Below are 12,883 nucleotides of genomic sequence, written 5' to 3'. Positions count from 1 at the left end.
ATGGATTCGCAACGCAATCTTCTTATCATCGCTTTGTTGTTCGTGTCTTTCATGATCTGGCAAGCCTGGGAGCAGGATAACAATCCGCAAGCCCAGCAACAGCAGACCACGCAGACAACGACCACAGCAGCGGGTAGCGCCGCCGACCAGGGCGTACCGGCCAGTGGCCAAGGGAAACTGATTACGGTTAAAACAGACGTGCTTGATCTGACCATCAACACCCGCGGTGGTGATGTTGAGCAAGCGTTGCTTCCGGCTTACCCGAAAGCGCTGAAGTCTACCGAACCGTTCCAGCTACTGGAGACCACTCCGCAGTTTATCTATCAGGCACAGAGCGGTTTAACCGGTCGTGATGGCCCGGATAACCCGGCGAATGGCTCTCGTCCGCTGTATAACGTCGATAAAGATGCGTTTGTGCTGGCCGACGGCCAGAACGAAATCGTCATTCCGCTGACGTACACCGACCAGGCCGGCAACGTATTCACCAAAACGTTCACCCTGAAACGTGGTGAGTATGCGGTGAACGTAGGCTATAACGTACAGAACGTCGGCGAAAAACCGTTGGAGATCTCCACCTTCGGTCAGCTGAAACAGTCTGCTAACCTGCCAACCGCCCGCGATACGCAAACCGGTGGCCTGTCTACGATGCACACCTTCCGCGGTGCCGCGTATTCAACTGCAGATGCCAAGTACGAAAAATACAAATTCGATACTATCGTCGATAACGAAAACCTGAACGTCAGCACCAAAGACGGTTGGGTCGCCATGCTGCAGCAGTACTTCACTACCGCATGGGTTCCGCATAACAGCGGCACCAACAGCTTCTACACCGCGAACCTCGGTAACGGTATTGTCGCTATTGGTTACAAATCTCAGCCGGTTCTGGTACAGCCGGGTCAAACCGATAAGCTGGAAAGCGTGCTGTGGGTCGGCCCGGCAATTCAGGACAAAATGGCTGCCGTTGCGCCGCACCTCGATCTGACCGTTGACTACGGCTGGCTGTGGTTTATTTCTCAGCCGCTGTTCAAGCTGCTGAAATGGATCCATAGCTTCCTCGGCAACTGGGGCTTCTCCATCATCGTTATTACCTTTATCGTTCGTGGCATCATGTACCCGCTGACTAAAGCGCAGTACACCTCCATGGCGAAGATGCGTATGCTGCAGCCGAAGATTCAGGCAATGCGTGAGCGTCTGGGCGATGATAAACAGCGTCAAAGCCAGGAAATGATGGCCCTGTATAAAGCGGAGAAGGTTAACCCGCTGGGCGGCTGCTTCCCGCTGATTATCCAGATGCCTATCTTCCTTGCGCTGTACTACATGCTGAGCGCCTCGGTTGAACTGCGTCATGCGCCGTTTATCCTGTGGATCCACGACCTGTCTGCACAAGACCCGTACTACATCCTGCCGATCATCATGGGCGCAACGATGTTCTTCATTCAGAAGATGTCGCCGACGACCGTGACCGACCCGATGCAGCAGAAGATCATGACCTTTATGCCGGTCATCTTCACGGTGTTCTTCCTGTGGTTCCCGTCTGGCCTGGTGGTTTACTATATCGTCAGCAACCTGGTCACCATTATTCAGCAGCAGCTGATTTATCGTGGTCTGGAGAAGCGTGGCCTGCATAGCCGCGAGAAGAAAAAAACCTGATTCTCTTCATTCTTCAAGCCGCAGATGCGTTGGCTTCGTTAGTTCGCCCCAGTCACTTACTTGAGTAAGCTCCTGGGGCCTCTCTAACTTGCCGCCTTCCTGCAACTTGAACTATTTCGAGAATATACGGTAAAGTTAATGCCAGAGAAGGCGGTCAATAGACCGCCTTTTTTACATTTACATAGAGAGTCATCATGAGCCATAACGACACTATCGTCGCCCAGGCAACCCCACCGGGACGCGGTGGTGTGGGCATCCTGCGCATCTCCGGCCTGAAGGCGCGCGAGGTCGCGCAGGCGGTGCTCGGCAAGCTGCCAAAGCCGCGCTATGCCGACTATCTACCGTTCAAGGACGTTAACGGAACGGCGCTGGATCAGGGCATCGCGCTGTGGTTCCCTGGGCCAAACTCCTTTACCGGCGAAGACGTCCTCGAGCTGCAGGGCCACGGCGGCCCGGTCATTCTCGATCTGCTGCTCAAACGCATCCTGACCCTTCCGGGCCTGCGCATTGCTAACCCGGGAGAGTTCTCCGAACGCGCGTTTCTCAACGATAAGCTCGACCTGGCTCAGGCCGAGGCGATTGCCGATCTGATTGACGCCAGCTCCGAGCAGGCGGCGCGTTCGGCGCTAAACTCGCTGCAGGGCGCCTTCTCCGCGCGCGTAAACCACCTTGTGGAAGCGCTGACCCACCTGCGTATCTACGTCGAAGCGGCAATCGACTTCCCGGACGAAGAAATCGACTTCCTGTCCGACGGCAAAATAGAGGCCCAGCTTAACGACGTGATCGCCGATCTCGACGCGGTTCGCGCTGAGGCCCGTCAGGGCAGCCTGCTGCGGGAAGGGATGAAGGTGGTGATTGCCGGGCGCCCCAACGCCGGGAAATCGAGCCTGCTGAACGCGCTGGCCGGGCGTGAAGCCGCGATTGTGACGGATATCGCCGGAACCACCCGCGACGTGCTCCGCGAGCATATCCACATCGACGGCATGCCGCTGCACATCATCGATACCGCCGGTCTGCGCGACGCCAACGATGAGGTTGAACGCATCGGTATCGAGCGCGCCTGGCAGGAAATCGCCCAGGCCGACCGGGTGCTGTTTATGGTGGATGGCACCACCACCGACGCCGTCGACCCTGCGGAGATCTGGCCGGACTTTATCGAACGCCTGCCGGCAAAACTGCCGATTACCGTGGTGCGCAATAAAGCCGACGTTACCGGCGAAACGCTGGGTCTGAGTGAAGTAAATGGTCACTCGCTTATTCGCCTGTCGGCGCGTACCGGAGAGGGCGTTGAGGCGCTGCGCAATCATCTTAAGCAGAGCATGGGCTTCGAGACCAATATGGAGGGCGGCTTCCTCGCCCGCCGCCGCCACCTGCAGGCGCTGGAAGCGGCAGCCAACCATCTGCAGCAGGGTAAGGCCCAGCTGCTTGGCGCATGGGCCGGCGAGCTTCTGGCAGAAGAGCTGCGGCTCTCGCAGCAGGCCTTAAGCGAAATTACCGGCGAATTTACCTCTGACGATCTGCTGGGGCGCATTTTCTCCAGCTTCTGTATTGGTAAATAACGTTTAGTCCGTAGTCGTGCGTAAACGTTCACTAACCCGCATTAACCGGCTGTTAATGCGGGTTTTTACTTATTAGCCCCCCGTTTTTCCTCCCAGGAAATCATTGTTGTCCAAATGGCAACTCGTACTGGCACGCATTCACCATTACTCTGTACGGCACTATTATCGCGAGGGGTTCTATGGCACGCTTTCTGATCTGTGGTTTTGCGCTGGTTTTGCTCTATCCATCCGGCATTGATATGTACCTGGTCGGTCTGCCGAGAATTGCGCAGGATCTGGGGGCCAGCGAGGCGCAGCTGCATATCGCGTTCTCGGTCTACCTGGCGGGTATGGCCACCGCAATGCTGTTTGCCGGGCGCATTGCCGATAAGTCCGGACGCAAACCGGTCGCCGTATTTGGTGCCTTTATCTTTATTCTGGCCTCCCTTCTTTGTTCGCTGGCGCATACCAGCACCCTTTTCCTGATCGGACGCTTTATTCAGGGCATCGGCGCCGGGAGCTGCTACGTGGTGGCCTTTGCGGTGCTGCGCGACACCCTCGATGACCGGCGGCGCGCCAAGGTGCTATCGCTCCTCAACGGCATTACCTGCATTATCCCGGTGCTGGCTCCGGTACTGGGTCATCTGATTATGCTTAGGTACCCGTGGCAAAGCCTGTTCTACACCATGACCGGCATGGGCGTGATGGTCGGTCTGCTTTCGATCTTCGTGCTGCGGGAGACGCGGCCGACCGCGCTGCCAGGCGAGTCGGCTCAGCAACCTGCCGGCTCCGAGTCGCTGCTGAACCGCTTTTTCCTCAGCCGGGTAGTCATTACCACCCTCAGCGTGACCGCCATCCTGACCTACGTGAACGTCTCGCCGGTTCTGATGATGGAGGAGATGGGCTTCGACCGCGGCAAATATTCGATGGCGATGGCCCTCATGGCGCTGATTAGCATGGCTGTGTCGTTCTCCACGCCCTTTGCGCTCACCCTGTTTAAGCCGCGCACCCTGATGCTAACCTCGCAGGTGATGTTCTTTATCGCCGGGGCGCTGCTCAGCCTCGCCACCAGCCAAACGGTGACCATGCTGGGCCTGGCGCTGATCTGCGCGGGCTTCTCCGTCGGCTTCGGCGTGGCAATGAGCCAGGCGCTGGGGCCGTTTACCCTGCGCGCCGGCGTCGCCAGCTCCGCGCTGGGTATCGCTCAGGTCTGCGGCTCTTCGCTATGGATTTGGCTGGCCGCTATCGTTGGCTTAAGCGCAATGAATATGCTGATCGGGATCCTCATTGGCTGTAGCATAGTCAGCATTGTGCTGATTGTGGCCGCTGCCCCCGCACGGGCCGCGCAAACTTATGAAGAAACCCCTGTCGAGTCTCGATCTTAATTTATTACTCTGCCTGCAGCTCTTAACCCAGGAGCTCAGCGTCACCCGCACGGCGAAACGAATGAACGTTTCGCCGTCGGCGGTGAGCAAGTCGCTGGCCAAACTCCGCGCCTGGTTCGACGATCCGCTATTCGTTAAAACGCCCCTCGGCCTGACGCCCACCCCGCTGATGACCAGCATGGAGCAGGATCTGGCGGACTGGATGCAGATGGGCAACCAGATCCTGGATAAGCCGCATCACGCCATGCCCAGCGGTCTGAAGTTCGAACTGGCGGCGGAAATGCCGCTCATGATGATCCTGTTTGATACCCTTGCCCGGCAGATCTACCAGCGCTATCCCCAGGCGCTGATCCGCCTGCGCAGCTGGGACTATGATTCGCTGGATGCCATTATTCGCGGCGAGGTTGATATTGGATTTTGCGGGCGGGAAACGCACCCGCGTTCACGCGAACAGCTGAGCCAGCTGCCGTGGTATATCGATTTTGAGGTGCTGTTTACCGATCTGCCGCAGGTGTGGCTGCGCGCGGATCATCCGGCCCTCAGCGAAGAGTGGAATCTGGAGACCTTTTTACGCTACCCGCATATCAATATCAGCTGGGAGCAGATCGATACCTGGGCGCTGGATGAGGTTCTGCACGATTTGGGACACAAGCGCACCGTCGCCCTGACCCTGCCTGGCTTTGAGCAATCGCTGTTTATGGCCGCTCAGCCGGATCACCACATGCTGGCGACGGCACCGCGCTACTGCCACCACTATAACCGCCAGCACCAGCTGCCGCTGGTGTCCCGCCTTCTCCCTCTGGAGCCCCAGCTGCTGGAAAAAGTCAGGGTGCCTTTCGTCCTGCTGTGGCATAAGCGCAACAGCTACAACCCAAAAATCGTCTGGCTCAGGGAAGCCCTGAAACGACTCTATACGGACCCGCTGTAGCGCTGTTATCCGTATCCCCCTCTCTTTGTTACGCAAGAATTTGTAAAATTCACATAATCCCCTTTTCAAGGGATGATTTCCGCATTAAAACCTATCAATTCCAGGCGATAATGTAATTCTCAATTTTTATCTCTGACCATTAATCACGGAGCGACGAATGGCAACGCATTTTGCAAGAGGGATACTGAGCGCAAGGGAGCCGCTATCGACACGCCTGTCGGCGGCCTGTCATCAAACCGCCCAAAGTTTGCCGGAGTACCGACAGACCCGCTACCGCGCATCGCGGTCGCTGCTCGCAGAGCTGCTGTTTATGCTGTACGGCATTAGCGAGCTCCCCGAAATCATCAGAGAAGCCGACGGCAGGCCCGTCTTTCGCGACCGCCATCTTCCCCGCTTTTCCATTTCGTATGCCGGAAATATCGTTGGCGTCACGCTGACAACGGAAGGCGACTGCGGCCTGGACATGGAGCTGCAGCACGCTTCGCGCGGCGTGCATCCGCTGCACGACGCCAATCGGTATGTTTTCAACAGCAACGAAAATCTATGGATTAACAACCAGCACGATCCTGATGAAGCACGCGCCCAGCTGGTCGCGCTGCGCCGCAGCGTCCTCAAGCTCACCGGCGAAGCGCCCGTGCGCCTGCAGCTGCTTCCAGGCTCAGGTCGGCTGCGTACCGCCAACATGCAGCCCATAGAGGCGCTCTGCGACGCCGAGACGGTGCTGGTCTGGTCCATCGCCGCCACTCCGGGTCTCGGCCAGCTTAAAGTCTGGGAGTACACGAGCAGCGACGGCTGGCGTAGCCTGCCGAACGCACAGGTACGCGCGAAAGAGCCCTCAGCCCGCCTGATGCGCTTTACCAGCCTGCCGGTGGAAAAAGCATTCTCCCTCAACTGACCGGTCCGTCCGGCCATCATGATGCAAAGGAGCAATCATGTCTGATACGTTGAAAGTTGTTACGTTACTCGGAAGTCTGCGCAAAGAGTCGTTTAATGGCATGGTCGCACGCACCCTGCCAGCTATCGCCCCTGCGGGCATGGCAATCTCGGCGCTGCCGTCGATTGGCAACATTCCGCTATACGATGCGGATCTCCAGCAGGAAGAGGGATTCCCACAAAGCGTGCAGGATATCGCGCGGCAGATTCGCGAAGCGGATGGCGTGGTCATCGTGACGCCGGAATATAACTACTCGGTTCCCGGCGGCCTGAAAAATGCGATTGACTGGCTATCTCGCCTGCCTGAACAGCCGCTCTCGGGTAAACCCGTATTGATCCAAACCAGCTCGATGGGCGCTATCGGCGGCGCGCGCTGCCAGTATCACCTGCGGCAGATTCTGGTGTTCCTCGACGCGATGGTGATGAACAAGCCTGAGTTTATGGGTGGGGTTATTCAGAACAAGGTGGACCCGCAGTCGGGAGTGGTGGTCGATCAAAGCACGCTCGATCATCTCAGCGGACAGCTGAGCGCCTTTGGCGATTATATTCAGCGCGTTAAAGCCTAAGTGACAGCCCTCTCCCTTTTGGGAGAGGGCTTCGTGCGGGCAAATCAGTGGGCGTCGATAAACACAATTTTCAGCACGAACAGCAGTGATACGATGATTACGCACGGGCTGAGGTCGCGCAGGCGGCCGGTACCAATCTTCATCACGCAGTAGGAGATAAAGCCGAGGGCGATACCTTCGGTGATAGAGAAGCTAAACGGCATCATGACCGCGGTAATGAACGCCGGTACCGCTTCCGTCAGATCGTCCCACTTCACCCGCGACAGGCTGGATGTCATCAGCACGCCGACGTAAATTAACGCGCCAGCGGCAGCGTAGGCTGGCACCATTCCCGCCAGCGGCGACAGGAAAATAACCAGCAGGAACAGAATGCCGACAACGACTGCCGTCAGGCCGGTACGTCCGCCGACGGAGACGCCGGAGGAGGATTCGATATAGGCCGTGACCGACGAGGTGCCGATAAAGGAACCCGCTACGGAGGAGATACTGTCCACAAACAGCGCCTGCTTCATGCGCGGGAATTTACCTTTCTCATCAGCAAGGCCGGCTTTATCCGTCACCCCAATCAAGGTGCCGGAGGAGTCAAACAGGTTTACCAGCATAAAGGAGAAGATAACGCCGGCCAGGCCAAGATTAAACGAACCGGCTAAATCGACATGACCCACAACCGTCATCACGCTCGGCGGCGCAGAAACAATGCCGGTGTAGTGAACATCACCCAGCATCCAGCCCAGCAGCGTTGTCACCACGATAGAAACCAGTACCGCCGCGTGGATGTTACGCGACGCCAGAATGGCGATGATAAAGAAGCCAAGGATCCCCAGCAGCACGCTGTGGGACGTCAGGTTACCGATGCTGACCAGCGTGTCCTGGTTGGCAACAATTACGCCCGCATTTTTCAGCCCCATCATACCGATGAACAGGCCAATCCCGCTGGTGATCCCCACGCGCAGGCTTACCGGAATATTGGCAATCATCCAGTAGCGTACGCGGAAAATCGTCAGCAGCAGCAGGCCAACGGCCCCCCAGAAAATAGCCCCCATCCCCACCTGCCACGGCAGGCCCATTGCCTGAACCACCACAAAAGCAAAGAAGGCGTTGAGGCCCATTGCCGGTGCCAGGGCGACGGGCAGGTTAGCAAACAGCCCCATCATAATACTGCCGAATGCCGCGATCAGACAGGTCGTCACAAACACAGCGCTGGTATCCATACCCGCCACGCCGAGAATTTGTGGGTTAACGAAAACAATGTAGACCATCGTCAGGAAGGTGGTGAAACCTGCGATCGCTTCGGTGCGTGCCGTCGTGCCATGTTCACGCAGCTTGAACACGCGCTCCAGCAGACCCTGGCCAGAAGACTGGCTGGTTTGTTGTTGACTCATTATCGGTTTCCGAACAAAGGAGGGAAAATTCGAGGCTATCCTATACCAAAATGCGACACCTGGTGCAGTTGTGTGTTAATTTTTTTTCATTGCTTTTGCTTATACGGCAACGATTGCGTCCCGCAAATCGGCATTACGAAAACGTTAAACTTGTTAAAATGGAAACAGCATGTCCCAAATAGAAGCCCTGTTTTTCGACTGTGACGGCACGCTGGTCGACAGTGAAGTGATCTGTTCCCGCGCCTATGTTCACATGTTCAAAGAGTTCGGCATTACGCTGGATTTAGAAGAGATCTTTAAGCGCTTCAAAGGCGTAAAGCTCTACGAGATCATCGATACCATAAATGAGGAGTACGGCGTCAGCCTGCAAAAGGCGATGCTTGAACCGGTCTATCGCGACGAGGTGGCGCGCCTGTTTGATTCAGAGCTGGAGGCTATCGCCGGCGCTGAAGCCCTGCTGGATGCGGTGACGGTTCCCCTGTGCGTGGTCTCGAACGGCCCGGTCAGCAAAATGCAGCACTCGCTCGGCAGAACCGGTATGTTGCACCATTTCCCCGACAGGCTGTACAGCGGCTACGATATTCAACGCTGGAAGCCCGATCCGGCGCTGATGTTCCACGCGGCGAAGGCCATGAACGTTAACGTCGAAAACTGCATTCTGATTGATGACTCCAGCGCCGGCGCCCGGTCGGGAATTGATGCCGGAATGGAGGTGTTCTACTTCTGCGCCGATCCGCATAACCTGCCGATCGTGCATCCGAAAGTGACGATGTTTACCGATTTGGCGCAGCTTCCGGCGCTGTGGAAAGCGCGGGGCTGGGAAATTACCCGCTAAGCTCCGGCATCGCTGCGCTCGGCCGGGCCTGGGTTGCGCAAGATCCTGTCACCCCGGCCAGCGTCGCGCGGCCGGGGAACGGTCGTTTACTCTTTCGGATCTTTACCCGCCAGCAGCTTGTCCAGCTCGTCGCCGCCAACGTGGCGGAAGTCCTGGCCTTTAACGAAGTAGAAAATATATTCGCAGATGTTCTGGCAGCGGTCGCCGATGCGCTCAATAGAGCGGGCGCAGAACAGGGCGGTCAGCACGCTAGGAATCGTACGTGAATCTTCCATCATATAAGTCATCAGCTGACGCACGATGCCTTCATACTCCTGATCCACTTTCTTATCTTCACGATAGATACGCACGGCTTCGTCCAGATCCATTCGCGCAAAGGCGTCCAGCACATCATGCAGCATCTGCACGGTGTGACGGCCGAGAGACTCCAGGCTCACCAGCAGCGGCTGATGCTGCTGGGAAAACTTCTCCAGCGCCGTGCGGCAAATTTTATCCGCGACATCACCGATACGTTCCAGCTCGGCGATGGTTTTGATAATCGCCATCACTAAGCGCAGGTCGCTGGCGGTAGGCTGACGTTTGGCGATGATGCGCACGCAGGCTTCATCAATGGCCACTTCCATCATATTGACCTGCTTATCACCATCGATAACGCGCTTTGCCAGCTCGCTGTCCTGGTTGTGCATCGCGGTGATCGCATCAGAAAGCTGCTGCTCCACCAGCCCACCCATCGTCATCACCTGGGTGCGGATATACTCCAGTTCAGCGTTGAACTGGCCGGAAATATGTTTATTAAGATTTAGGTTATCCATCGTTCCTCCAGATGCCCAAAAGATTTCTGGCCATAGCGAGGCGGCAACAGCGCAAATCCCCGGGTGCGTAGATATACAGCTACGTAACCGGGGTGAGCAAAGGCAGCCAGCGCGGGTACAGCCTGAAAGCTGAGGAGCATATCAACCGTAGCGGCCGGTAATGTAATCTTCAGTTTGCTTCTTAGCGGGCTTCGTAAACAGATCGTCCGTGTTGCTGAATTCAATCAGCTCGCCAAGATACATAAATGCCGTATGGTCAGAACAACGCGCAGCCTGCTGCATGTTGTGAGTAACGATAACGACGGTGTAGTCCTGCTTCAGCTCGGTGATCAGCTCTTCAATGCGCCCGGTCGAAATCGGGTCCAGCGCGGAGCACGGTTCATCAAGCAACAGCACTTCCGGGCGAATCGCGATACCGCGCGCAATGCACAAACGCTGCTGCTGACCGCCGGAGAGAGAGTAGCCGCTCTGATGCAGCTTATCTTTGGTTTCGTTCCATAATGCGGCCTTGGTCAGCGCCCACTGCACACGTTCATCCATATCGGTGCGCGACAGCTTTTCAAACAGACGAACGCCAAAGGCGATATTGTCATAAATCGACATCGGGAACGGCGTCGGCTTCTGGAAGACCATTCCGACCTTGGCACGCAGCAGGGCGATGTCCTGGGTGTTGGTCAGAATATTATCGCCATCCAGCAAAATTTCGCCTTCCGCACGCTGCTCCGGATACAGCTCAAACATTTTGTTGAACGTACGCAGCAGGGTCGACTTACCGCAGCCTGACGGGCCGATAAACGCCGTAACCTGGTTTTTGGTAATATCCAGGTTGATGTTTTTCAGGGCATGGAATTTTCCGTAGTAGAAGTTCAGGTTACGAACTGAAAGTTTACCCGGGATAGCATTCACCATACTCATCAATCTCTTCCTCATTCGGCGCCGCGTTTCGCCGCGCCGCAAAAAATTAACCGTGTTTATTCTTCGCGAAAACCACGCGCGCCAGAACGTTCAGCAGCAGTACGCACAGGGTGATAATCAATACCCCGGCCCATGCCAGTTGCTGCCACTCCGCAAACGGACTCATGGCAAATTTGAAAATCGTTACCGGCAGGTTGGCGATCGGCTGCATCATGTCGGTACTCCAGAACTGGTTGGAGAGCGCGGTAAACAGCAGCGGTGCCGTCTCCCCGGCGATACGCGCGATAGCCAGCAGGATGCCCGTCATAATGCCGGAAACCGAGGCTTTCAGGGTGATCGCGGAAATCATTCTCCATTTCGGCGTACCCAGCGCGTAGGCCGCTTCACGCAGGCTGTCCGGCACCAGCTTCAGCATATTCTCCGTGGTACGAATCACGATAGGCACCTGCAGCAGCGCCAGGGCAATAACTCCCGCCCAGCCGGAAAAGTGCTGCATCTGCGCGACCACGATGGTGTAAACGAACAGGCCAACCACGATAGAAGGAGCGGAGAGCAGGATATCGTTAATAAAACGAATCACTTCCGCTAGCGCGGATTTACGGCCATATTCCGCCAGATAAATCCCCGCCAAAATGCCCAGCGGCGTGCCGAAGATCGTTGACCACAGGATCAGCAGGCCGCTGCCCGCGAGGGCGTTAGCCAGGCCGCCGCCAGCGGTGTTCGGCGGCGGAGTCATTTCGGTAAACAACGCCAGGCTCATGCCGTCAATGCCGCGGGTCACGGTGGCCATCAGGATCCAGATAAGCCAGAACAGACCGAATACCATTGTTCCCATAGAGAGGCCCAGCGCGATCCGGTTTTTCAGGCGCCGCTTAGCCTGCATTTTACGGCGGGATTCCGCCAGCTCAGCGGTGGTTTGTAGTTCAATCGTCGCCATTAGCGTGCTCCCTCATTCTTCGCCAGGCGCATCACCATGAACTTAGATGCGGCCAGAACAATAAAGGTAATAACGAACAGAATCAGCCCCAGCTCCATCAGCGCGGCGACGTGCAGGCCAGACTCGGCTTCGGCAAACTCATTCGCCAGCGCAGAGGTGATACTGTTACCAGGCATATACAGCGAAGCGCTATCCAGCTGGTAGGTGTTACCGATAATAAAGGTCACCGCCATGGTTTCCCCCAGCGCACGCCCCAGACCGAGCATCACGCCGCCTATCACCCCGTTGCGGGTAAAGGGCAGCACAATGCGCCAGATAACCTCCCAGGTGGTGCAGCCGATGCCGTAGGCGGACTCTTTCATCATCACCGGCGTCTGCTCAAACACATCGCGCATAACCGCTGCGATATAAGGGATGATCATGATGGCCAGAATGACGCCGGCCGCCAGAATACCGATACCAAACGCCGGTCCCGCAAACAGGGCGCCAACGAAAGGAATTGTCGACATGATGTTGCCGACCGGCTCCTGGAAGTAGGTCGCGAACAGCGGCGCAAAGATAAACAGACCCCACATGCCGTAAACGATACTCGGGATAGCCGCCAGAAGTTCGATCGCAATACCGAGAGGACGCTTAAGCCAGGCAGGGGAGAGTTCGGTCAGGAACAGCGCAATACCGAAGCTCACAGGAACGGCGATCAGCAGCGCAATAAATGAGGTAACCAGCGTACCGTAGATCGGAACCAGCGCCCCGAAGACTTCGTTCGGCGCATCCCACTCTTTAGTCCACAAAAAGGAAAAACCAAACTTTTGAATGCTTGGCCACGAAGAGATAATCAGGGAAACGATGATGCCGCCCAGCATCAATAGCACAATCAGCGCCGCCAGTTTGACCAGCACGCCGAAAAATATGTCACCCTTTTTCCCCGGAGGGTTGAATGCCGGCTTGGTTGCAGCCATAGGTTACTCTTTAAGTTCGGGTCCGAAAGGCCGCTATATTACT

The 12,883-nt window shown here is 56.7% G+C and carries 12 protein-coding genes; 7 read left to right on the top strand and 5 right to left on the bottom strand.

The features are described from left to right. From yidC to GO007_RS18320, 6 genes are all read left to right on the top strand, one after another. Positions 1 to 1,650, top strand: coding sequence for a membrane protein insertase YidC (gene yidC, locus GO007_RS18345; protein ID WP_095102380.1), 1,650 nt, complete (start codon positions 1 to 3; stop codon positions 1,648 to 1,650). A 194-nt stretch (positions 1,651 to 1,844) separates the two neighbouring features. After that, positions 1,845 to 3,209, top strand: a complete 1,365-nt coding sequence (mnmE, locus tag GO007_RS18340) for a tRNA uridine-5-carboxymethylaminomethyl(34) synthesis GTPase MnmE (protein ID WP_095102377.1) — start codon at positions 1,845 to 1,847, stop codon at positions 3,207 to 3,209. 179 nt (positions 3,210 to 3,388) lie between these two features. Next, on the top strand, positions 3,389 to 4,573 hold the full coding sequence (locus GO007_RS18335; RefSeq protein ID WP_095102374.1) for an MFS transporter: 1,185 nt from the start codon (positions 3,389 to 3,391) through the stop codon (positions 4,571 to 4,573). Further along, the gene (gene yidZ, locus GO007_RS18330) at positions 4,542 to 5,501 is read left to right on the top strand and encodes an HTH-type transcriptional regulator YidZ (RefSeq protein ID WP_095102371.1); all 960 of its coding nucleotides are present in this window, start codon (positions 4,542 to 4,544) and stop codon (positions 5,499 to 5,501) included. Before GO007_RS18335 ends, yidZ begins: the two co-directional genes overlap by 32 nt. A 157-nt stretch (positions 5,502 to 5,658) precedes the next feature. Next, on the top strand, positions 5,659 to 6,396 hold the full coding sequence (locus GO007_RS18325) for a 4'-phosphopantetheinyl transferase family protein (protein ID WP_095102368.1): 738 nt from the start codon (positions 5,659 to 5,661) through the stop codon (positions 6,394 to 6,396). Positions 6,397 to 6,433: 37 nt separating this feature from the next. Continuing rightward, complete coding sequence (locus GO007_RS18320; RefSeq protein ID WP_095102365.1) at positions 6,434 to 7,000, top strand: NADPH-dependent FMN reductase; 567 nt, start codon at positions 6,434 to 6,436, stop codon at positions 6,998 to 7,000. A gap of 44 nt (positions 7,001 to 7,044) precedes the next feature. Here the strand turns inward: GO007_RS18320 and adeP are convergent, their stop codons facing one another. Beyond that, positions 7,045 to 8,382 carry an adenine permease AdeP gene (gene adeP, locus GO007_RS18315; RefSeq protein WP_095102362.1) on the bottom strand — a complete coding sequence of 446 codons (1,338 nt, stop codon included), beginning with the start codon at positions 8,380 to 8,382 and terminating at the stop codon, positions 7,045 to 7,047. Between the two features lie 169 nt (positions 8,383 to 8,551). Between adeP and yieH the strand changes: the two genes are divergently transcribed. Then, a complete protein-coding gene (gene yieH, locus GO007_RS18310; RefSeq protein ID WP_095102356.1) occupies positions 8,552 to 9,217 on the top strand; it encodes a 6-phosphogluconate phosphatase in 666 nt (221 codons plus the stop codon). Positions 9,218 to 9,303: 86 nt separating this feature from the next. Here the strand turns inward: yieH and phoU are convergent, their stop codons facing one another. The 4 genes from phoU to pstC all read right to left on the bottom strand — a co-directional run bounded on the left by phoU (position 9,304) and on the right by pstC (position 12,840). Further along, positions 9,304 to 10,029 (bottom strand): phosphate signaling complex protein PhoU, encoded by a 726-nt coding sequence (gene phoU / locus GO007_RS18305; RefSeq protein WP_004107251.1) that lies wholly within the window; start codon positions 10,027 to 10,029, stop codon positions 9,304 to 9,306. A 141-nt stretch (positions 10,030 to 10,170) separates the two neighbouring features. After that, complete coding sequence (gene pstB / locus GO007_RS18300; protein WP_095102353.1) at positions 10,171 to 10,944, bottom strand: phosphate ABC transporter ATP-binding protein PstB; 774 nt, start codon at positions 10,942 to 10,944, stop codon at positions 10,171 to 10,173. Between the two features lie 46 nt (positions 10,945 to 10,990). Then, a complete protein-coding gene (pstA, locus tag GO007_RS18295) occupies positions 10,991 to 11,881 on the bottom strand; it encodes a phosphate ABC transporter permease PstA (RefSeq protein ID WP_095102351.1) in 891 nt (296 codons plus the stop codon). Beyond that, on the bottom strand, positions 11,881 to 12,840 hold the full coding sequence (pstC, locus tag GO007_RS18290; protein WP_095102349.1) for a phosphate ABC transporter permease PstC: 960 nt from the start codon (positions 12,838 to 12,840) through the stop codon (positions 11,881 to 11,883). The genes pstA and pstC overlap by 1 nt, the downstream gene beginning before the upstream one ends. Positions 12,841 to 12,883: the final 43 nt, after the last annotated feature.

Origin of the sequence: Klebsiella sp. 10-1, assembly GCF_009758445.1 — a bacterium.
Classification (GTDB): domain Bacteria; phylum Pseudomonadota; class Gammaproteobacteria; order Enterobacterales; family Enterobacteriaceae; genus Klebsiella; species Klebsiella scottii.
The sequence above is the reverse complement of the archived record's forward strand: the minus strand, read 5'-3'. Positions and strand labels throughout refer to the sequence as shown.

Excerpts from the sequence above, each read along its gene's own strand:
- GO007_RS18335 (WP_095102374.1), top strand. The coding sequence starts at position 3,389 with ATGGCACGCTTTCTGATCTGTGGTTTTGCGCTGGTTTTGCTCTATCCA.
- yieH (WP_095102356.1), top strand. The coding sequence starts at position 8,552 with ATGTCCCAAATAGAAGCCCTGTTTTTCGACTGTGACGGCACGCTGGTC.
- phoU (WP_004107251.1), bottom strand. The coding sequence starts at position 10,029 with ATGGATAACCTAAATCTTAATAAACATATTTCCGGCCAGTTCAACGCT.
- pstB (WP_095102353.1), bottom strand. The coding sequence starts at position 10,944 with ATGAGTATGGTGAATGCTATCCCGGGTAAACTTTCAGTTCGTAACCTG.
- yidC (WP_095102380.1), top strand. The coding sequence starts at position 1 with ATGGATTCGCAACGCAATCTTCTTATCATCGCTTTGTTGTTCGTGTCT.
- yidZ (WP_095102371.1), top strand. The coding sequence starts at position 4,542 with ATGAAGAAACCCCTGTCGAGTCTCGATCTTAATTTATTACTCTGCCTG.
- adeP (WP_095102362.1), bottom strand. The coding sequence starts at position 8,382 with ATGAGTCAACAACAAACCAGCCAGTCTTCTGGCCAGGGTCTGCTGGAG.
- pstA (WP_095102351.1), bottom strand. The coding sequence starts at position 11,881 with ATGGCGACGATTGAACTACAAACCACCGCTGAGCTGGCGGAATCCCGC.
- mnmE (WP_095102377.1), top strand. The coding sequence starts at position 1,845 with ATGAGCCATAACGACACTATCGTCGCCCAGGCAACCCCACCGGGACGC.
- pstC (WP_095102349.1), bottom strand. The coding sequence starts at position 12,840 with ATGGCTGCAACCAAGCCGGCATTCAACCCTCCGGGGAAAAAGGGTGAC.
- GO007_RS18320 (WP_095102365.1), top strand. The coding sequence starts at position 6,434 with ATGTCTGATACGTTGAAAGTTGTTACGTTACTCGGAAGTCTGCGCAAA.
- GO007_RS18325 (WP_095102368.1), top strand. The coding sequence starts at position 5,659 with ATGGCAACGCATTTTGCAAGAGGGATACTGAGCGCAAGGGAGCCGCTA.